This is a genomic window from Neobacillus niacini (assembly GCF_030817695.1).
Classification (GTDB): Bacteria; Bacillota; Bacilli; order Bacillales; family Cytobacillaceae; genus Neobacillus; species Neobacillus niacini_F.
The window spans coordinates 1,179,312-1,200,461 of sequence record NZ_JAUSZQ010000002.1 but is presented as its reverse complement, the minus strand read 5'-3'; the positions used below and the strand labels follow the sequence as shown (position 1 = coordinate 1,200,461).

The window sequence follows — 21,150 nt, the reverse complement described above, 5'->3', positions numbered from 1 at the left end:
CCATTTAATAGCAGTAAGAAAATTAGGCATGCAATGATCCATTTCCATTTTCTCGACAAGGGCTTATCTCCTTTAAGGTTAATTAGTAATAATTTATCATATTAATAGAGAATAAGCACCAGTGATAATCTCTCCAATTGTATTTACAAGCATATCCCTCCCGCTTTATACTTAAAATAGGTGAAAATTAACAATTATTAGAATAGGGGTTGAAAATGAAAAAGGTCATTTCTATTATCCTATTGATAGTCATTGTATTTGTCTTATCAGAAACAAACCCTGGGCGTTCGCAATACGTGGAATGGATGACGCATGAAGCGATGGATCAATCTTCGAATATTCTAGAAAAAGGGATTCTTTCATTAGCAGGTGAAAAGGTTTTCGATATGGGAACAACGGAAAAAGATTACTTCATTTTTTCAGTCTACAAAACTGATTTTTCCGAGATAGGCTTGGGGCAGGTCACCTGCATCGGTATTTTTAATAAATTTATTCCTATTTCTAAAAATGAAAAATAAGAAGACCAGAGCGGGTCTTTTTATTTTTATATTAAAATAACTAATATAATAGTAGAAACTCATAAGGGAGATAAAAACATTGAGCCAGCAGGATAATACATTAGAACACTGTGGATTGAGTGAGTTCTATGAGAAAAACCATAAAGAAGATGTGATGGATATTTTTAAAGCTGTGCTGGAATCTAACGAGAATGCCCTTAAAGATGAAGAGCTTGCCTTTATTTTGAACACCCTGGAATATTATCAGGATCAATCATACTTTCATGAATTATGGAGGATGATGGAGAATTACGATCATACATATAAACAGGTAATAGAGTTTATTAATCTGAATCAAGATTACACAAATCTTATAAAGACATATCTGGATGAAAAATTCAAACTTAGCGCTGTCGTAGAAATTTTAGCGCAAATTGATAAACTACTTGAAACTTCACCTTTCTTACTTAAAAATCGTTATTTTCAGAAGCTTGCCATCCAAAAGACCGCACATGCCGTTAGCAATTCTTATGACTTATTTGTAGCGGCTAGTTTTGTAAAAGCATTTCAGGTGACAAACCCTGAAGTTGATTTTTCAAAAATAAAAGACAAAATGATGGTTTATTGTGAAATGGCATTATTAGACGAGCTTGAATTACAGAAAGTAACCCTCAAGGATATAGAAACATACACACATATTTCAACAGGTAAACTTAACGAAAAGGAACTTAAGGATAAACGGCGTATCAGCAAATACAAAGTTTTGAAGGTCCTTCAGGAACTATTTCACACACCGGTCGTTTCTGCCGGGCTGTCTCTTCAACAGTTATCACCTGCTAACAGAGAAGAACTTCAAGAGGTTTTAAAAAATATATTACGGAGTAACATTTCTGAGGACTATTTCCATCACATACTAGCAGCGTTTGAGGATGAGGATGGTGGTTACCATTATCCGCAGCTTTTTGCTTATTTGAGTAAAAACGCGGATGAGAAGCTGATGTTATCGTTTATTATTTGGACTGCGAAAAATCTTCAGCTTGACCACCATTACAACCGAGCACTAAAGGCTTATTTGAAATCACATCCAAGGTCGATTTGGAAGAATAAAAGTGCTCGAAAAGAGCTGAGCATGATTTCAACGAGCAGCTTTCGGAGATTGGTAAAAGAAGTTGAGAGCGAAAGTGCAAGTCCAGTCGTAAAGTTTATAAAAAAGTATGGTATTCAAGTAAGCTGTGTGTTGCTCATTACCCTTACTGTTGGTGTCGGACTATATTTTGGTTATCATCTCCTTACTGATAACAAAGATAAGGCGGTTGTTTCAAAGCCGAATAAAGTTGTAGCATCAGAGCCGGTTAAAAACCAAGATTTAGATCCATTTAAAGAATGGATTAGTGAAGAGCCCTTTGTTTTCAATATAAATGGAGAACCATTGAAAATAACCTTTGGGGGTGCAAACCCAACGGGAGGCAAGAGTCTAGTATTGATAAACAGCCAAAATATTGAAACTCCTTTTGATTTGGTGATGGATTCAGAGGCTTTACCTTTTGATGAAAAGGGTGTACTGAAAGAAGGTTTTTCCCTCTATCACACAGAATACGATTTCGATTCCAATGGGAATCCAGAAGTTGTGATGATGGCGCTCAGTCAAACATTTGAATCGTTTGTATGGGTATTCAGTCCGATTTCCGAAAATGGAAGTGTGAGTATGCGTGCAGTTCTGGCATTAAAAGGGATGTCTGCTGCAAAATTAGCGGATAATACACTGAAGCTGCTGGGGGATCAAGGACAGTCAGAAACCTATGCCTATTTGAATCAGCAATTTGTAAAACAATAAGAGACGTAAAAGGTATGTGGAAATTCAATCGCTAGTCGTTCTTTTTGGAGTGACTAGCGTTTTTTCTTTTGAAGGATATGGTAATTTTTATATGAGTTCTATGTAGTATAATTGAATCTAATACACCAGGCACCGTGGTTACTTTTCAGTATTGTCTTCTGTTTTGTTGTTTTCAACGATTTGTTTTATTTCACCTTCATCACCTTTGGCGTTGATGATTTCGAAGATTTGGTTGAGTCCTTCGCTTGTTTGATCTTTTTCTTTTTCCATGGTTTCCTCCATTGGTTATGTTATTTTTAATATGCCCAATTATTTCAAGTTATCAACGAGTTCCATTGCTTTTTTTAATGAAACAATTTTTAGGTTGCTGTTATCTATTCTTATAGCTGTGCCGAATTGAACACGGTTTTTTTACTATTAATTACTTATTTTACTTAAATAACTTATAAATATTATTAATTGTTCAATATTTCACAAAGTGTTCAAACAATTCAAAATAATGAGTGATTCTGATCACTAGGATGTCGAAAAAGCATCGGAATTCATGTCCAATGCTTTATATGTGAAGGTGTCTTTCTCTGGAAAAAGTTATCAACAATCATAAAAAATCGCTTATAGTTATCCACAATTAAGGGTGCTTTTGTCTATCTGGTTTTCTTTTATCCACAAAACACCGTAAGTTATCCACTTAATCAACATGTTTATTCACAACTGTTGATTACTTACTCACATTTCTCATTTAGATATCCACAATTAAAATGACAAAAAGTCTGAGGAATCCCCAGACTTCTTCTATATTCTAGCACCTAATTCTATTGCTTTACTATTATGGTACAAAGACTTTACCTTTAGTTCGCACTTTAGTTCGTCGCATAAGCAATCATACTGCATCAATTCAATGTGACGGTACTGAAATAAATGATAATAGTATTTACCTTTTAAAAACATATTTTTTAACAACACAAAAACCTCCTCAATTTATTTACATAAATCGCAGAGTATCGTGTTCGGTAACTGGCTGGCATCGTTCTAGAAAACATTAGCCCCTTTAGTTTTGCGTCACCATTTTTCAATAGTTTTGCCGTTTCGTACGATTTATGTGTTTAATAGAACTATATGATACTACCACATATTAATAAAGAGTCTTAGGTCCTACTTTGCTATGGTATCCTAAAATATCCTATAGGCTGCTCTTCCTATTTTTTTAAAAAAATCGTAGTAGGATAGCGAATAATGTAACATAATGTACTATATTGAAGTCTAATTCAATTTTAAAAAGTCCATTATGAAAACGCATTCTTCCCTTTTTGTGAGTTAAATTAATAAAGCGTCAAGCTCCATTATGGGAACTTGACGCTTTTCTTATTTACCTTTGATTTCCAATAGTTTTAACCTTAGGTCATTTTCCATATTTGCTAGTTCTTGCTCTGCCAAACGGCGTTTGTGGCGCCCTTCTTCTTGAATGCGCATAGTCTCTTCTAGCGTGGTAATTAAATTTTCCTGAGTCTTCTTAAGTGTCTCGATATCGACGAGTCCGCGCTCATTTTCTTTAGCTGTCTCAATGGTATTGGTTTTTAGCATTTCTGCATTTTTCAATAACAGCTCATTTGTGGTTTGTGATACCTTTTTCTGAGCTTCGACTGCATGGCGTTGACGAATGAGTGTCAGTGCGATTGCAACTTGATTTTTCCACAGTGGAATCGCCGTCATGATGGACGATTGTATTTTTTCGACAAGCGCTTGGTTTGTGTTTTGAATCAGACGGATTTGCGGAGCACTCTGAATCGTGATCTCCCGGCTCAATTTCAAATCATATAAACGTTTGTCCAAACGGTCAGCAAACTGAATCATATCGTTCACTTCTTGGACCTTCATTTGGTCATTTGTTGCCTCTGCTGCCCTTTTCATTTCTGGGATTGTTTTTTGGTGCAGCTCTTCCAGCTTAATTTCTCCTGCCGCAATATAAACATTTAGAGCATGGAAATATTCTTTATTTGTTTCATAAAGCTGTTCCAATAATTTTATATCCGACAACAGCACGTTCTTGCTGCGGTCTAATTTCACACTAATCCGGTCAATTTGTGCACCTGTCTTTTGGTATTTGGACAACACTTCTTGAAGCGAGTGGGTAATTTTTCCAAACATACGTCCAAAAAAGGACGGCTTCCCCTCCTTCAGTTCATCCGGGTTAACCTCATCAAGTCGCTTCATTAAATCACTAATGATTTCGCCAACCTCGCCGATATCCTTTTTCTGGACATGTTCAAGCATGGTGTGCGAAAAACTTAAGAGTTTCCCTTGTGCCTGGGTACCGTACGTAATCATCGCCTGGTGATTTCTTGGGTCAATTTGTTCAGCAAGCTGATAGGCTTTTGCCCGGTTCTCTTCTGGAATGATATCAATCAGCTTTGTAGGCTTGGCTTCCTGAAGCTGTGGGGCCGGCCCCGCTTGCGGTGTTAGCTCTTGATTCTCACCAAACGGATTGGCTAGAATATCATCTAATAAATTCCCAGTTTTCTTTAACTGCGGTGAGTTATTTTCGCTCATTTTAGCCTCCTGCTTTCGTCTATGGTTTTAGTATCATTAAGTTTTTTAATGGAATGTTTAGCTACGTCAATTTCAAAATTCAAGGAATCTAAATCGTCCGACACGACATGATAGAGATCCTCTTCCAAAGCCTTCGTTAGGTCCGTTAAGGTCTGGCGGGTCTCGTATAAAGAAACATCAATCTCATGACTCTTCTTAGGCTGCTGGGATAAAAAGCGATATTTCTCTGTTAACTCAACTACTGAATCCAAATGGGAAAAATAAAATTTCTCAGCTTTATAAAAGCGCCTTGGTTCCGTTTGGGTCATGCTATGAATTTTCCTAGTTATCCGAAGTACATCAAGTCTTTGCTTTATCGTAGGAAGATCGCAAATGGAAAACAATGATTTGTTTAGTTTGTTAATTTTTTGTTTCGCTTCATCTAAATTCTTCTTTATATAACGATATTCTTTTCTAGTAAGCTGATGTTTTTTCAAAAAGCGCGATGTCATGACCGCGGATGTAATTTTGTAAACAATAGCACCGCCTGCTAAAGAAATGGCGGATGAAGCCAAAAATGTTAGGTCAAAAGCAAAATAGCTTAAAAACCATACCGTGACAGCAGAAGGAACAGTCACAACACTCTGAATTAGAAATGATAAAAATCGGTTCATCATAATCGACTCCTGACTAAAAATCCTTTATATTCATACGAATCAACAACAAAAATGTTTCACCAAATAAAAATACAAAAAAAGGAAAGACCCCTCTCACTACTTCAACAATACACCATAAAACTCCTGCTTTCCATAGACCACAAACGTAAACAAGACTAAGACCTAAGACGTATTTTTTGATGATGGTTGATGAATATGGTGACAGGCACCGCTCGTGGACACTTTCCACCTCAGGCGGACAGTAAGCCCCAGCTTTCTTTCTGTTTCAGATGTTTTCTAGGCTTTAGTCCAAGAGGTTTACCCAGTTATACATAGGATATGAGGGTATCACTTTAATATATTTTAAATATATAGATGAGGAGCGCGATGAGAAGAATGTATCAACCATTTGAAATGCCCGTTGATTATCGATTTGGACATCAAGGAGGACAGCATGGCGGTGGTCATCACGGCGGTGGTCATCATGGCGGCGGTCATCATGGCGGCGGTCATCACGGCGGTGGTCATCATGGCGGCGGTCATCATGGCGGCGGTCATCATGGCGGCGGTCATCACGGCGGTGGTCATCATGGTGGTGGCTTTAATTTAGGGAATGTTGGAGCTGGATTACTCGGTCTTGGTTTAGGTTATTTGGGCTCAACTATTGGTGGTGGTTATGGTCCTGGATATGGTTACGGCGGTTATGGAACTGGATATGGATATCCTAGTGGTTATTCTGGTTATGGACCTGGTTATGGTATGTACGGACCTGGTTATGGACCAGGTTTTGGTGGTTATAGCGGTGGATTCGGTCCAGGTTATTAATCTTTTAATAATAAAGAAATAAAGCATGAGGTCCTAAGGAATTTTCAAGGACCTCATGCTTTTTTATATTTTTTTAATTATTTTTAATGTTTTTTTGTTTCAGACGGTGTAAAATGTTTCTCAAAGGAAACATTTCTGTGTTCGTGCATATATAATATTATTCAAAACTTTCAAACATAAAATTAAACATTAATAAGTAAAGGGAGAAGAGACTATGACGGAGAATCTGCTATTAGCGTTTGGGCTGACATTATTTGCAGGCCTTGCAACAGGCATAGGAAGTCTGCTCGCATTTTTCACATCACATACGAATACAAAATTTCTATCAGTTACCCTTGGATTTTCGGCCGGCGTGATGATTTATGTGTCAATGGTGGAGATTTTTGTAAAAGCAAAGGTAGCACTGGTTGATTCCTTGGGAGTTGTTCAGGGGAACTGGTTAACGGTTGGAGGTTTTTTTGGAGGCATGGTTCTAATTGCCGCAATCGACAAATTTATTCCAAAGCAATCAAACCCGCATGAATTGAAAACGGTAGAAGATATGAATCAGCCAGGTATTATTGACGGGAAGAAGCCGGACCTTTTAAAAATGGGAACATTTACAGCACTTGCGATTGGTATTCATAACTTCCCGGAAGGAATCGCTACCTTCACCTCTGCTTTACAGGACCCAGCACTGGGTATTGCCATCGCTGTAGCAATAGCGATCCATAACATTCCAGAAGGAATTGCCGTTTCGGTTCCAGTTTACTTTGCGACTGGTGATAAGAAAAAGGCTTTTAAGCTATCATTCCTGTCAGGATTATCAGAACCAATTGGTGCACTCGTCGCCTATTTATTCTTAATGCCTTTTTTAAATGATATTATGTTCGGAATTATCTTTGCGGCAGTTGCAGGGATCATGGTGTTTATCTCTCTGGATGAATTATTACCTGCAGCAAAAAGATACGACGAAACCCACCTATCAATCTACGGTCTTATTGCCGGTATGGCCGTCATGGCACTTAGCCTTTTACTATTCATCTAATCACAAATACGAACAATAAACTCGGGAGCCAGCAGAACTGCTGGCTTTTTGCTTTTATAAGCTTGTACTGTCCACCTGAGGTGGAAAGTGTCCACGAGCGGTGACAGGCACCAAAACATAATTATTTTGAGGTACAAAGTTTCATTATTTGAATGGGGGCATATATTAGATGGAATTTCCAATATTCATGGAAGCGGGTGAATTTATTGATGAAGAGGGCCCTATTTACAATTCCGCTTTGTTTGATACTTATCGGGGTGATTGTTACTTCTTTTGTTCTAATGGGTATTAAACCAAGCTCTTCGAATATTTCTCAAGCTCAAAAGCTAGCGGAATACACGAAGCCAGCGGTTGTTCGGATTCTTGGCTACTCTGTTGTTGGATGGCAGTTTAACAATCCATATGACCCTGAAGTGGATGCCATACTAAGTCAGCTAAACTACCAATCTGTTGTGGGTGGCTCTGGATCTGGGGCGATTATTAGTTCAGACGGTTACATTGTTACCAATGCCCATGTTGTAGAAGCGGCCCAGATGGAAGACGAGGATATTGCCAATGCTGCATTTGATCAGCTTGTTACAATTATTGCTGATTATTTTCAGGTAGATTATGATACAGCGTACGAATATATGCTGACTTATACGCAATACACTGGGATTCAAAAAGTAATTAAGGTGATTTTACCAGGCGGAGATATCCTTGACGGGGAAGTGAAAAGTTATGGAGCACCTGTCAATGAAGGGAAAGATGTAGCGGTACTTAAAATTGAAGGGAAAAACCTTCCTACATTAAAACTCGGGAATTCCGATGACATCCAAAACCAGGATAATATTTGGGTAAGCGGCTACCCAGCAGCAGCAGATTCTGATTTGCTTTCTCCTGATTCCTCTCTTGTATCTTCTATGAACGCTGGGCAAATTTCTGCTACAGATAAGAAAACGGAGCAAGGAAGCCCAGTCATCCAGATTAATGCAGCCGCTACACATGGTAACAGCGGTGGACCTGTAATCAATGAAAAAGGTGAAATCATTGGATTGCTTACCTTTAGAGGCGATACCGTAAATGGTCAAGAGGTTCAAGGTTTTAACTTCTCAGTTCCAGTGAATACCGTTAAGGAATTCACAAACCAAGCAGGAGCAAAGAATACTTCCAGCAGCACAGATAAACTATACAAGGAAGGGCTCGAGCTCTATTGGGGTGGTTATTACAATAATGCTCTTGAAAAATTTGAAGCAGTCCAAAGGCTATATCCAAACCATTCTGAAATCAAAAAGTTTATCACGAATTCCGAGCAAAGAGCTGGAGACAGTAAAACATTGTGGTCCGACTATAAAACCATATTCTACATTGTCGATGGAGTAGCAGCATTACTGATCATACTTCTTTTGATATTCACCTTTGTCAGAAAGAAGAATCGACCAGTACCTGTACCTGCAGCAGCACCGCAGCAGGCACCACCAGCACAGCCAACCCTACCAGAAAACACCATTCCAGACTTAAACGGCGATGGCAAAATCGACGTCCAGGACATCATCCTCGCACTCCAAGAACAGCAAAAGAAACAACAGAAAAAAGACGACGAATAAGTGACACCTACAGAATATGCAATAATGGACGCATAAATGAAAGAAAATGAATAAATGGTGACAGGCACCCCCTCAAATTAGAAAGTATAAAAGGTCATAGGAGTTAATATCTATTTATAAATGTCAATTTTTGAGGGGGAATGTCTTCTGAGAGGGATTTTACGGTTGGTGGGTTTCCTCGTTTTTATTTTTGGTGTTTATCTTATTTTCACTGAACAAGTATTTTTTGGGGTACTATCCATTATAGTAGCTTTTTTGATTTTCCCTAATCGAAGTAATAGCAGAGGTCGTCATCATAGCTACGACAACGATTATAGCAACGATCACTCCTACAGCTCAGATAGTGATTCTGGTGGCGGTGATTCCGGTGGTGGCGGCGGCGGAGATTAATAAATAAACATCCTCAATCACGAGGATGTTTATTTATTAACGTAATTTGAATTCACGAAGTATATGTGAATAATCAAAAAATCATATTATAATGGTAATAAATTCATTTTTTCCAAATGAGTGCCAAGAACCCACAAAGGTTGTGTTATAGAATGCTATGGTTGTATTTTATTATTTCCTATTTAATTGGAAGTATAATGTTTGGCTTTCTTATCACGAAGATTATTTATCGTAATGATATTCGGAATCAAGGAAGCGGTAATGTCGGTGCTAGAAATGCCGGCCGCCTTTATGGCAAAACAGCCTTTGTGCTCATTTTTCTCGGGGATGCACTGAAAGGTGCCTTGGTTATTTTAGCGGCACGCTACCTGCAATTTTCGGAATCTATTCAACTACTAGGATTAGCATTAGCCATTTTGGGTCACATCAAGCCCATTACCCTGAAATTTAAGGGTGGAAAAGGGATTGCAACCTTCATTGGCGGAATCATCACCTTTGAACCAATCCTGGCTCCTGTAATTATCCTAGGATTCGTGGTGCTCTACCCTTTTATGAAAAGCTTTACATTAGCTGGGTTAGGGGCATTTCTATTTATCCCAGTGGTACTCTTATTAAAAAATAATGATTGGCTAAGTTGCATTATTGCATTAGGTATTATCGCTATGCTTTACGCAGCGCATGCAGAAAATCTCAAGGAAAGGCTGAAACCAAATGAGTAAGCACGAGTTCTTTTTCAAAATTGCCACCACAGCTGATGAATTTGAACAAATTCATCGCTTAAACTATCAAACCTTTTCAGAGGAAATCCCGCAGCACGAAAAGAATGAGGAACAAAAATTGGTGGATCCTTTCCATGCTGAAAATACATATATCATTTGTATAAAAGAAAATGAAGTGATTGGCATGACAGCCATTCGTGATAATCGGCCATTTTCGCTTGATCGAAAAATTGGACCTGTTGAACAATCACTCTCATTTCCAGTCCACTCACCCTGTGAAGTTAGACTATTATCCGTCAAAAAAGAATATCGGAATGGCCAGGTCTTTTTAGGTCTCGCACAGTTTCTCATAAAATACTGCTTAAAAAAAGGGTACGATATTGCTTTCATTTCTGGAACAGTCCGCCAATTAAAGCTCTATGGTCAGTTAGGTTTCCAGCCTTTTGCGCATCTAACCGGGACAAATGAAGCACTCTTTCAACCAATGTATTTGACAAAGAAGACCTTTGACGAATCGATTGCGGGCAGAATCCTGCCGAAGACGATTCCATTCTTACCGGGACCTGTTCAAATTTCTGATAAGGTCATAAATGCATTAAGAATGATACCGATTTCTCACCGCTCAGATCAATATAAAGAAAAAATAGCTAAGGTAAAGGATGTACTCGCCAAATTAGTGAACAGCAAATATGTTCATATTTTCCTAGGGTCTGGAACACTTGCAAATGATGTGGTGGCAGGTCAGCTATCTTTAGAAACTGGCCGAGGGCTCATTTTAGCCAATGGAGAATTTGGCAGTCGTTTAGTTGAACAAGCTAATCGATTTGGTCTCCAATTTGATGTACTTCAAAAAGACTGGGGACAGGCATTCTCCCGTGATGAAATTGTATCTAAGATTTCGAACACAACCGGTTGGATTTGGGCTGTTCACAGTGAAACATCTTCTGGTATACTTAATAATCTTGAGTTGTTAAAGGAAATAGCAAGTAATCATCAACTTAAGCTTTGTCTTGATTGCATTAGCTCTTTAGGGGCAATCGAAGTAGATTTGGATGGTGTGTTTTTAGCAACGGGTGTAAGCGGAAAAGCCATTCGTGCTCTAACTGGTCTTTCATTCGTATTCCACCACCACGAGGTGCAGCCGTCATCTCCAAAATATCTTGACCTAGGAACATACATGGCTAAAGACAGCATTCCTTATTCCCACTCTTCCAATCTTTTAGAAGCACTTCTAGCAGCATTAGAGGATATTAATCGAGAAACGTTTGAAAAAGTGGTAGAAACACATACCTATTTAAAAGATCAGCTTAAAAAATTTGGGCATACCATCATAAGTGAGGAGAACAGCTCACCGATGATTCTTACCATTGAAATCCCTGGTGTTATCTCTTCCGCTGTGATTGGGAATATCCTCTATAATCATGGCTACCAGTTGCATTATGAAAGTGACTATCTACAGCGTAGAAATTGGATTCAAATTGCCTGCATTGACCATTATGATAAAGCTGACCTAGAAAGGATGACCAATCTCTTAAATAGAGTAATAACCTATGAACAAACTACTATCCAACAAGCGCTAGTGAATGGTAAATAGGATAGAATTTAAGTCACTGCCAGAAGAGCCTGGCAGTGACTTTTATGTTTACCAACTGTCCGCCTGAGGTGGACAGTGTCCACGGATGGTGCCTGTCACCATCGTATTGTCACCAACCTGTGTCATTTTCAACGAAGATTTACGGCTTCCCATATACTTTGGTTAGTAATGGAGGTTTTCCCTTCTAGGTCTGAGATGGTTCGAGCTAATCGAATAATTTTTATTTGTGTGCGGTTGCTCCAGTTTTTTTTCGCCGCAAGATGGTGGATTATTTTGTGTTGTTCTTGAGTTAATGGGCTTGTTTTTTGTAGGATGTCATAGCTGACTCTACTATTACATAACTCCTGTCCATAACGCTCATACTGCCGGCTCCTTGCGGCCTCCACCCTACTTTGAATAATTGAAGATTCCTCTCCTTTTAAGGTGTCTCTATCAAGAGCTACAGGTTTTATCGTGAGACGAATATCAAATCGATCACGCAGCGGACCTGAAATTTTATTTCGATAGTTTTGAGCCTGCCTTGGCGTGCAGGTGCAATAATGAGTATTTGAACCCACATAGCCACATGGACATGGATTCATGGCAGCAAGTAAGATAAATGTTGCAGGGTATGTAAGAATAGCATGTGTCCGGCTTATCGTAATTTTGCCACTCTCAAAAGGCTGGCGAAGCATATCAAGGGTTTTTTTCGGAAATTCAGCGATTTCATCAAGGAACAAGACACCTCGATGAGCTAAGGAAATCTCTCCCGGTTTTGGATAGGTCCCGCCGCCAATGATGGAGATTCCAGAAGCAGAATGATGAGGATTTCGGAATGGAGGGATATTTGCGTTTAGATAGCTGGTCCCACTTAATTGGTGGAGGGCAATGATTTCAAGCCGCGCTTCTTTTGACAGTGGAGGTAAAATAGATGGAAAGCTTTCAGCTAGCATACTTTTTCCACAGCCAGGCGGTCCCGTCATCAAGACATGATGTTCCCCGGCAGCGGCCACTTCCAATGCCCTTTTCGTATCAGTATGACCAATGATCTGCTGAAAATCTATATAGCTACTTTTAGGTGAACTAATTTCTTCTGTTTTTGGGGAAAAATGAGGCCTTCCTCTTCCCTCTAAATTTTCAATCACTTCCCTTAAACTAGAAGTATATATGATTTCAAGCCCTTCAATATTGAGGACTGGCTGCCTTTCGTCATACGGCATATAAAGCCTTTTTAAGCCGATCCTTTTAGCTGATAAAATCGCTGGCAGCATACCTTCTACTGGCACTATCGCACCATCCAGTGACAGTGCTCCAATAAATCCATAGTTCTCTGGAATTGAAATGTTCAGTTCATCCAGACTTATTAGCACACCAATCGCCATAGGCAAATCAAACATGGGACCACTTTTCTTCTGTTCTGAGGGTGAAAGGTTTATGATGATTTTCTGGCCATTTATCGTATATCCTAATGATCTCAAAGCTGCACTAATCCGTTCCTTCGACTCTTTGACTGCAGCATCAGGTAACCCTACAATTCGAATCGAATCGTTCCCTACAAACGTTTTTACTTCAACATTTAAACGATAACCCTCCATACCTTTTAAACCAATACTCGTTACTTTCGCACACATGGATTTTCCTCCGTCTTTCTTGGTATCATCATAACTTTACTATTGTCGAGTAAATACAAATCCACTTTTGGTGTTTTTATATATTCTTCATAATGCCTGGAAGCAGGAGCAGGGAAAAAAGAAAGTAGATGTTTGGTATCCACGAACTCGTTTACTTCACCATTCACATAAGCATTGTAACTGCTCCATGGATAGTACTCTAGTTCATCGACAAGTCCAGCCTTCAATGGATTTAGGTGGATATACTTGCTGACATCAAATTCATAATCCAGCGAATCTAGTAATTCGGCGCCATAACGTTTTTCAAATACATGGCCGGTGAAATCATATTTCTTATTAAAATACTTGGCAAATTTGGTGTTGAAGTGACTCATGATAATAGTTGGAGAAGTGTCTGAAGTTTCAATTTGGAGATGAGTGTGATTACTCATTAAGCAGAAAGTGTGGAGCGTAAAAGGGAATCGAACCATGGTTTCTTTTAAAAAGCTTAAATACTTCAAGCGATCCTCATCATCATAAAAAAGGGTAGATTTGCGATTACCTCGACTCATAATATGATATTTTGCACCCGGAAACCAAGCACGGCGTTTTCGACCCATAGCGGTCACTCCTATTCAATTGAAATTTTAGAATTAGTAGATTGGATGAGGATAATACTGAGGAAAAAAGGATAGCAGAGATTCAAATAATAACATTCGACACCATTCCCAAAATTCCTCTCGAAACCAAATAAAAAAATCACACCCACTGTCCACCTCAGGTGGAAAGTGTCCACGAGCGGTGACAGGCACCAAGTACCCTGGCATGATTGAGGCATTTATGATATTGTTAAAGGACTCTAATTAAACCCTAATAGACGTAGCCATACTTTTTATAGCCCCTTCAACTTTACCTTCACCCAAGACCTTAATACAATTTTCTAAAACAAAAATGGAGGTTTTAATTTGAAAAAATTATTAATTGTTTTATCTACCTGCATGTTATTGCTGCTAGGCGGTTGTTCATTTCTAAATGACGCACAAGACACGATTACTTATGTTAATGAAGCAACAGACTATTTAGCCGCTGCTACTGACTTTGCCAGTGACGCCCCGGCTCTTGCCCAACAAGCTATCACTGACCTGCAAGCAGCTGAGGATCTCCAAACTATGCTGCAACAAATGCAACAAACTGCGGAAGCATTTAATGACCTGCAACCACCCGATATTGCGGCTGAGCTTCACCAGCAAATTATCGAACAAAACAGTGCTATCATAAGTGAAATTGAAACATTCATGAACAATTTCCAAGACGGACTGCTTGATCCTGCTATTCTTGAAAATACAGAGTTGTTTCAGACCGTTCAAGAAGTCACCGGCATTATTGACCAGATTCAACAGCTCGGTGGTGAGTAATTCGTCTCAAAACCATAGGGGTAGAGCAAAATGAAAAAACTTCTAATCTCTACCTTTATTCTATATTTCAGCATCTTAGCAGGTTGTAATGTTAAGGATAATACAGAAATTAAAGGCACGGTTACAGTAAACGGTGAACCTGGTATAAAAGGAACAGTTAACGAAGTTCAAAGCAGCAGCATTTTAGTAGAGGATGAGAAAATAGGTTTAATCAGGCTCTCATTACCTGATGGAACACATAGCCAAGACTTCGAAACAATACAGGACTGCCTACTACCCATGTTAAACCATGGGTAGTAGGCAGTCTTTTTTATTATTATAACTAGTGATAATTTTTGCTCTTATCAATGTACTTCCAAAAATCTTTTGCTACTATTTGCTAAATGAATCTTGCTTATTTGCTAGAGCAATAATCCTGTAGTTTCCAGTAATTAAATATTTTATATCACTTGCTCCACCTTCCAAGCTGTCATATCATGAATAAGAATATACAATGATGTATAAATGGTGCCTGTCACCCAAAGGAGGCTCGATATGGAGAAACAAGGGGTTTTTAAATCGGTCTGCCCGCTCGATTGTCCAGATCAGTGTGGTTTGCTTTTACATAAGGTTGATGGGAGAGTTGTGAAGGTGGAAGGTGATCCGGATCATCCGGTGACGAAGGGGAATATTTGTAATAAGGTTCGTAATATGGCGGAACGGATTTATGATGAAAACCGCTTAAAATATCCCATGAAGCGAATTGGTGCTAAAGGTGAAGGTAAATTTGAACGGATTAGTTGGGATGAGGCCATAGCTACAATCACTTCCAAGTGGAAAACACTTATCGAAAAAGAGGGACCAGAAAGTATTCTCCCTTATAGTTTTTATGGAAACATGGGACTGCTGAATGCGGAGGGGATGGATCGCCGTTTCTTTCACCGCATTGGAGCTTCGCAGCTGGACCGGAGTATCTGCTCTTCTGCCGGCTCTGTTGGCTACAGATACACGATGGGTGGCAGCTATGGAATTGATCCAGAAGACACTATTCATTCTAAGTTGATTATTTTTTGGGGGATTAACGCGGCTAGTACCAATATGCACCAAGTGGCGCTTGCTCAGAAAGCCCGCAAAAACAACGGTGCTAAAATTGTTGTCATTGATGTTCATAAAAATCAAACTGGCAGATTAGCAGATTGGTTTATTCCAATTTTACCAGGGACGGATAGTGCTCTTGCACTTGGAATTATGCATATTTTATTTGCTGAAAATATGGTAGATAGCTCCTTCTTACACCAATATACAGTAGGACATGACGAACTTCGTGAACACGTTGTGCAATACGACCCTATTAGAGTAGCAGAAATTACAGGGGTTCCTGTTGAAGATATTTATAAGCTTGCTAGAATGTATGGAAATACCTCTCCTTCTTTTATTCGGATTGGCAACGGACCGCAGCACCATGACAATGGCGGAATGTTTGTCCGAACTGTTTCATGTCTGCCTGCCTTAACAGGTCAATGGCTAATTAAAGGCGGCGGTGCGATAAAAGGAAATTCAGGGTATCTTTCGGTCAACACAACAAAACTGCAGCTACCAAGGTTATTGAAGAATAAACAAACTAGGGTAATTAATATGAACCAGCTCGGAGAAGCCTTGTTAACCGTAGACCCTCCTGTAAAGTCACTGTATGTATACAGCAGTAACCCTGCCGTAGTTGCCCCAGAGGGAAATAAAGTCAGAAAAGGTCTTGAGCGGGAGGATTTATTCGTCGTTGTTCACGATTTATTTTTAACAGAGACCGCTAAATACGCTGACATTGTATTGCCTGCAACATCGTCCTTTGAAAATACAGATATATACACATCCTACTGGCACCATTACATTCAGATTCAGCAGCCAGTACTAGAAGCATATGGAGAGTCAAAATCTAATGTTGATGTTTTCCGACTGCTTGCGAAAGGCATGGGATTCGAAGAATCTGCATTTGATGACACAGAAGCAGAAATGATTGCCCAGGCCCTTAATCAACCAGCCAATCCGTTTTTGGAAGCAATCAATTATGAAAAGTTAGTAGAGAATCAGTATGTAAAAGCGAACGTAAAGCCATTGTTCCCAGGCAAGTTGCGAACACCAAGCCGAAAAATTGAATTGTATTCCAAGCGGATGAAAGCAAATGGCTATCCTCCACTGCCAACCTATATACCACTTTTAAAAGACGGGGACGGGGTTCATCCATTTCAATTTATACCAGCACCAAATCATAATTTCTTAAACTCTACCTTTTCAAATAACCAAAAACACGTCAGCCTCGAGAAAGAACCACGCCTCCATATGAATCGTCAAGATGCCGAGGCGGCGGGTATTGAGGATGGCGAACAAGTACGAGTCTGGAACCAGCGCGGAGAATGCCTGCTAAAAGTAAGCGTAGGAGAAACAGTCCTCCCAGGAGTGGTCGTCACCCAAGGACTATGGGCAGATTCAGAAGGAATCAAACAACTCATAAACACCCTGACACCAGATCGAATCGCCGACATGGGCGGCGGAGCCACCTTCTTCTCCGGACGGGTCAGCGTGGATAGACTGTAAAAAAAACAGAAAATTATACAGTGATGTATAAATGGTGACAGGCACCGAAAAAAGGAAGCAGTGTTAGTTAGGGGATCCTATCAACCGCTTCCTGAGTTTGGTGCGTAGTTCCTGTTCTTATGGATATGATTGCAGCTGTCATCAGCAATATGAATGAAACGGTAAAGACGGCTTTTATGTCTATCTGTCTAGAAAAATAGCCAGCTATGACTGGTCCTAGCACGATACCCACGGAATAGATAGATTGGTAGAATCCCATGACGGTTTTTGCGGCTCCACCTTGGTTGATTAAATAAACCTGATTGAGCAGGATTGGAAAAACAATCCCCAAAGAGATGCCTAATAGTGCATGAAGCAAACAGTAAACCAACCAATAACCTGCTATCCCCATTAATAAGAGAGCGCCAGCACCGACCCCAAAACAAAGTGCCAGCACAAAATAGGGGTTACCAAGAGAACTTTTTTTCCTCGTTAACACAAGAGGAGCAAGTGCGTGGGGGAGCATAAATGCAATAACTAGAAATATAATCGCAGCAGTGTCCCCATTCAATTGATTAAAGTATGCCGAAGAAAAGCCAAAAATTGTGGCAAACAAAACAGCATGAGCTAAAAGTGATAAAAGGCTCAGCAGCCATAAATTTCGCTCTTTTACGACCATCCTAACTAGGGATCCTTCCCTCTTTATTTGCTTACTTTCTAAGACCCCGCTTGGCAGCAGGAGAACAAGAACAAGCCCAATCACAGCAAAACTGCCGCCAATCCAGAATAAACTAATAAAGCCGAATAACTCAGCAATATAGCCGCTTATTGCCATACTAATAAATTGAGAACTTACCATTGTTGTTTGCAGGATGCCCATCGCTTTTAAAGATCGCTTCTTATGAAAATTTGAACCATACCATATAGTTAAAACGACCCACATGGCAGCGGTAATACCGGCAAAAAACCTTCCAAAAAAAATCGGCAAAAAGCTGTCCCACAAAGCGAGTAGGATTGCACTAATAATAGATGCTATAAACCCGATGACCACAAAGGCTTTCCCGCCAATCCTAAATTTATCAGCTAGCAAGCCTAGAGGAAATCTAATGAGAATTTGCATAATCCCATAGCTGCCCATAATCAAACCTGCCGAGTAAAAACCAATATCCAAAAAATTTAAATATACACTAAAAGCTGGAATATAAATAAATGTTGAAAACCAAAAGCAAAAAACTATGCCTAGAAAACAAAAATGGTAATATTGTAGCTGTAACCATTTGACCACCCCTGACTTTTCTCCCATGGCTTCAGCCCCCTTCTTATAATCATCAACCATAATTAAAAACCTGCGAATACTTTCTAGAAATAATCGCAGGCAGATGCTTTATTACTTCTCTGGCCAGATTTTCGCCCCAGACTCAAGAAGCCATTTATGTTCCTCTTCCATAATACGGTCTGTCCATGGATTATTATCTAGGTGCCGAATCATCCAGCAGAAGTACATCGCATATCCCGGAGCAGTTGCTTGAGGATGATCAAGTTCTCCCGGGATGGTTATGTAACTGTTGTGCTCTACGCGATAAGCTTCTGGACCAACCATCGCACAGCCAAACCCTTGAGGCTTATCAAAGCGATAGTAATACACTTCCGGCTGATCATGATGATGCGGCGGGTAACTTGACCAGCGCCCTGGGTAGGAAATGACCTCACCAATAACAAGGTTTGAATATGGCGCATTATTATAATCAAAAATGGTACGGATTACCCGCTCCGCAGTACCATTCCAAACACCTTCCCCAGCAATCGTGCTTCCACAATCTTCTGGGGTATATAACTTCGCTTCAAAGTTGTTTTCGTTATTCGTCTTTTGGACAAGTACCTCACTATCTTTAAGTGCTGTTACCTTTACATCTATACCTTTAGGGACATGTAGGCACCATGGATTTTCTTCAAAAATGAATTCCCTACTAACCTCCACCGATTCACCATTCCATTCAAGAAGGACTGAGCCTTCAAGAAGAAGAACTGCCATTTCTTTTTCACTATCTGAAAGTTTCTCAACTTTACCCGCAGTCAACCTATAAATGCCAATATCCTGAAGCATGTCAGGATGCTTGCTAGTCATGTCGGTAATCGTTGTATAACCTTCTTTCAGTTCTCCAAGCTTTTCATACATTTCTGTTTTCCCCCTTATACGCGCCCAGTGCTCATAAACATTTCCATATGATGCTTTACATTTACAGCAGCTGCTTCCATAATACGCTGTTGATAAGAAAAATAGTTTTCAAAATGCGTATTTTCATTAATCACTTTAACAACATTATTAAAAGTTGCAGTCGCGACATTTATTTTCCGAATACCATGGCTTATACAAGTGTGGAAGTCCGATTCCGAAATACCTGAACCTCCATGTAACACAAGTGGAATCTCAATCTCACTATTAATTTCGGCCAAGCGGTCGATTCGTAAATTTGGCTCCCCTTTATACATGCCGTGAGCATTGCCAATTGCAATTGCCAGGGCATCAATCCCTGTTTCAGCTGCGAACCGTTTTGCTTCTGCTACAGAAGTAATTAAAATTTCAAGGTCAATCGAGCCGTCCTCACTTCCGCCGACTTGACCGATTTCCGCTTCTACTGTCGCACCAAATTCCCGTGCCATTGCCGCCATTTTTTTCGTTTCATTAATATTTTTTTCAAGCGGATAGTGCGAACCGTCATACATAATAGAAGTAAAGCCAATTTCTAAAGCCTCACGGATTTTCCCCTCCGTCAAACCATGGTCAAAGTGGACTGCTACTGGCACAGTTGCTCTCTTTGCCGCTTCCACCATAACAGGGCCGATTAAATGAAGTGGAGAATGGTTTAATCGAACTTCGGCAATTTGCAAAATAAGCGGGGAACGGAGTTCTTCTGCAGCCCATACTGCCCCCCTCACCATTTCCATGTTAGCGACACTAAACGCACCAACACCATAATGATTTACTTCAGCTTGATCAAGAATATCCTTCATTTTTACTAAAGTCATCTATGTTCTCCTTTAAACTCCGCTTATCTCACGGATATACTGGCGTGCCTTCAAAGCATATTCAAATGGGTTTGCAAGCGCCGGGTCCTGCTCCGCTTCCACAACAAACCAGCCTTCGTATCTAGCAGCATCAAGTGCTTCAAAAACCGGCTTGAAGTCGATTACTCCATCTCCAGGTACAGTAAACACTCCGTCTTTAACCGCTTGTAAAAAGCTTAATTTCCCTTCACGAACCTTATTAGCAACATCGATCCTGACATCTTTTAAATGAACATGATGAATTCGGTTCATATGTGTGTTAAGTACATGAAGAAAATCTTCACCTGAAAATACAAGGTGGCCTGTATCATAAAGAAGCGATACCTTTTCAGGATCCGTTTCTTTCATTAACCGGTCAATTTCCTCTGTCGTCTGGATCCCCGTCCCCATATGGTGGTGGTACACAATTCTCATATTTTTTTCTGCAGCAAGATCACCAAGTCTCTCTAAGCCATCCAAAAGACCAGCCCATTCTTCCTCAGTAAAAACGGGTTTATTTTCAAACAACGGGACCTCCATCTTTCCCTGAATACTGTTTCCCTGTTCAGAAACAACAATCACTTTTGCTCCCATTTCATGTAAAAAGTCTCGGTGTTCGATGAAAGCTTTGGCGGTCTCTTCAAAAGGTTTTGAGGTTAAAAAAGTACTGAACCATGCACTTGCAATTTCTAAGCCTCTTAACGATAGTGCTTTTTTTAAAATTTCTGTTTTACGCGGGTATTTATTACCGACTTCACTTCCTGAAAACCCAGCAAGGGCCATTTCACTAATACATTGCTCAAATGTTACTTCGCCGCCGAGCTCCGGCAAATCATCATTTGTCCAGCCGATTGGCGCAATCGCCAATTTTACATGATGGTTATTAAACATAACGGTTCC

Annotated in this window: 20 protein-coding genes and 1 riboswitch; of the genes, 11 read left to right on the top strand and 9 right to left on the bottom strand. The window is 39.8% G+C overall.

The window, feature by feature from the left end:
* The first annotated feature begins 215 nt into the window (after window positions 1-215).
* Both QFZ28_RS06165 and QFZ28_RS06160 read left to right on the top strand, forming a co-directional pair.
* On the top strand, window positions 216-518 hold the full coding sequence (locus QFZ28_RS06165) for a DUF4359 domain-containing protein (protein ID WP_307193835.1): 303 nt from the start codon (window positions 216-218) through the stop codon (window positions 516-518).
* A 79-nt stretch (window positions 519-597) separates the two neighbouring features.
* Complete coding sequence (locus QFZ28_RS06160; protein WP_307193834.1) at window positions 598-2,331, top strand: hypothetical protein; 1,734 nt, start codon at window positions 598-600, stop codon at window positions 2,329-2,331.
* Window positions 2,332-2,469: 138 nt separating this feature from the next.
* Here the strand turns inward: QFZ28_RS06160 and QFZ28_RS06155 are convergent, their stop codons facing one another.
* From QFZ28_RS06155 to QFZ28_RS06145, 3 genes are all read right to left on the bottom strand, one after another.
* Complete coding sequence (locus QFZ28_RS06155; protein WP_307193833.1) at window positions 2,470-2,601, bottom strand: hypothetical protein; 132 nt, start codon at window positions 2,599-2,601, stop codon at window positions 2,470-2,472.
* Between the two features lie 736 nt (window positions 2,602-3,337).
* Window positions 3,338-3,424, bottom strand: a riboswitch (cyclic di-GMP riboswitch).
* A gap of 269 nt (window positions 3,425-3,693) precedes the next feature.
* Complete coding sequence (locus QFZ28_RS06150; RefSeq protein WP_307193832.1) at window positions 3,694-4,878, bottom strand: toxic anion resistance protein; 1,185 nt, start codon at window positions 4,876-4,878, stop codon at window positions 3,694-3,696.
* On the bottom strand, window positions 4,875-5,531 hold the full coding sequence (locus QFZ28_RS06145; protein ID WP_307193831.1) for a 5-bromo-4-chloroindolyl phosphate hydrolysis family protein: 657 nt from the start codon (window positions 5,529-5,531) through the stop codon (window positions 4,875-4,877). The genes QFZ28_RS06150 and QFZ28_RS06145 overlap by 4 nt, the downstream gene beginning before the upstream one ends.
* A gap of 369 nt (window positions 5,532-5,900) precedes the next feature.
* Between QFZ28_RS06145 and QFZ28_RS06140 the strand changes: the two genes are divergently transcribed.
* From QFZ28_RS06140 to QFZ28_RS06115, 6 genes are all read left to right on the top strand, one after another.
* Window positions 5,901-6,338 (top strand): hypothetical protein, encoded by a 438-nt coding sequence (locus QFZ28_RS06140; RefSeq protein WP_307193830.1) that lies wholly within the window; start codon window positions 5,901-5,903, stop codon window positions 6,336-6,338.
* A gap of 214 nt (window positions 6,339-6,552) precedes the next feature.
* Window positions 6,553-7,365 carry a zinc transporter ZupT gene (zupT, locus tag QFZ28_RS06135; protein WP_307193829.1) on the top strand — a complete coding sequence of 271 codons (813 nt, stop codon included), beginning with the start codon at window positions 6,553-6,555 and terminating at the stop codon, window positions 7,363-7,365.
* Window positions 7,366-7,574: 209 nt separating this feature from the next.
* On the top strand, window positions 7,575-8,951 hold the full coding sequence (locus QFZ28_RS06130; protein WP_307193828.1) for a S1C family serine protease: 1,377 nt from the start codon (window positions 7,575-7,577) through the stop codon (window positions 8,949-8,951).
* A 168-nt stretch (window positions 8,952-9,119) separates the two neighbouring features.
* The gene (locus tag QFZ28_RS06125) at window positions 9,120-9,341 is read left to right on the top strand and encodes a hypothetical protein (RefSeq protein ID WP_307193827.1); all 222 of its coding nucleotides are present in this window, start codon (window positions 9,120-9,122) and stop codon (window positions 9,339-9,341) included.
* 152 nt (window positions 9,342-9,493) lie between these two features.
* Entirely contained in the window at window positions 9,494-10,060 is a 567-nt protein-coding gene (locus tag QFZ28_RS06120; RefSeq protein ID WP_307193826.1) for a glycerol-3-phosphate acyltransferase, read from the top strand.
* Window positions 10,053-11,654 carry an aminotransferase class V-fold PLP-dependent enzyme gene (locus QFZ28_RS06115; protein ID WP_307193825.1) on the top strand — a complete coding sequence of 534 codons (1,602 nt, stop codon included), beginning with the start codon at window positions 10,053-10,055 and terminating at the stop codon, window positions 11,652-11,654. The genes QFZ28_RS06120 and QFZ28_RS06115 overlap by 8 nt, the downstream gene beginning before the upstream one ends.
* Window positions 11,655-11,782: 128 nt before the next feature.
* Here the strand turns inward: QFZ28_RS06115 and QFZ28_RS06110 are convergent, their stop codons facing one another.
* Together QFZ28_RS06110 and QFZ28_RS06105 are read right to left on the bottom strand one after the other, a co-directional pair.
* The gene (locus tag QFZ28_RS06110) at window positions 11,783-13,264 is read right to left on the bottom strand and encodes a YifB family Mg chelatase-like AAA ATPase (RefSeq protein ID WP_307193824.1); all 1,482 of its coding nucleotides are present in this window, start codon (window positions 13,262-13,264) and stop codon (window positions 11,783-11,785) included.
* Window positions 13,249-13,863: a transposase gene (locus tag QFZ28_RS06105; RefSeq protein WP_307193823.1), complete on the bottom strand. Its 615-nt coding sequence runs from the start codon at window positions 13,861-13,863 to the stop codon at window positions 13,249-13,251. Before QFZ28_RS06105 ends, QFZ28_RS06110 begins: the two co-directional genes overlap by 16 nt.
* Window positions 13,864-14,241: 378 nt before the next feature.
* Between QFZ28_RS06105 and QFZ28_RS06100 the strand changes: the two genes are divergently transcribed.
* The 3 genes from QFZ28_RS06100 to QFZ28_RS06090 all read left to right on the top strand — a co-directional run bounded on the left by QFZ28_RS06100 (window position 14,242) and on the right by QFZ28_RS06090 (window position 17,226).
* The gene (locus tag QFZ28_RS06100; protein WP_307193822.1) at window positions 14,242-14,658 is read left to right on the top strand and encodes a DUF6376 family protein; all 417 of its coding nucleotides are present in this window, start codon (window positions 14,242-14,244) and stop codon (window positions 14,656-14,658) included.
* A 30-nt stretch (window positions 14,659-14,688) separates the two neighbouring features.
* Window positions 14,689-14,955: a hypothetical protein gene (locus tag QFZ28_RS06095; RefSeq protein ID WP_307193821.1), complete on the top strand. Its 267-nt coding sequence runs from the start codon at window positions 14,689-14,691 to the stop codon at window positions 14,953-14,955.
* 237 nt (window positions 14,956-15,192) lie between these two features.
* Window positions 15,193-17,226, top strand: coding sequence for a molybdopterin oxidoreductase family protein (locus tag QFZ28_RS06090; RefSeq protein ID WP_307193820.1), 2,034 nt, complete (start codon window positions 15,193-15,195; stop codon window positions 17,224-17,226).
* Between the two features lie 67 nt (window positions 17,227-17,293).
* Here QFZ28_RS06090 and QFZ28_RS06085 read toward each other — a convergent pair whose 3' ends face one another.
* The 4 genes from QFZ28_RS06085 to iolE form a co-directional block, all read right to left on the bottom strand.
* Window positions 17,294-18,508 (bottom strand): MFS transporter, encoded by a 1,215-nt coding sequence (locus tag QFZ28_RS06085; RefSeq protein WP_307193819.1) that lies wholly within the window; start codon window positions 18,506-18,508, stop codon window positions 17,294-17,296.
* Between the two features lie 84 nt (window positions 18,509-18,592).
* Complete coding sequence (locus QFZ28_RS06080) at window positions 18,593-19,381, bottom strand: 5-deoxy-glucuronate isomerase (RefSeq protein WP_307193818.1); 789 nt, start codon at window positions 19,379-19,381, stop codon at window positions 18,593-18,595.
* A gap of 14 nt (window positions 19,382-19,395) precedes the next feature.
* Complete coding sequence (locus QFZ28_RS06075; protein ID WP_307193817.1) at window positions 19,396-20,232, bottom strand: class II fructose-bisphosphate aldolase; 837 nt, start codon at window positions 20,230-20,232, stop codon at window positions 19,396-19,398.
* A gap of 12 nt (window positions 20,233-20,244) precedes the next feature.
* Window positions 20,245-21,141 (bottom strand): myo-inosose-2 dehydratase, encoded by an 897-nt coding sequence (gene iolE, locus QFZ28_RS06070; protein WP_307193816.1) that lies wholly within the window; start codon window positions 21,139-21,141, stop codon window positions 20,245-20,247.
* Window positions 21,142-21,150 lie beyond the last annotated feature (9 nt).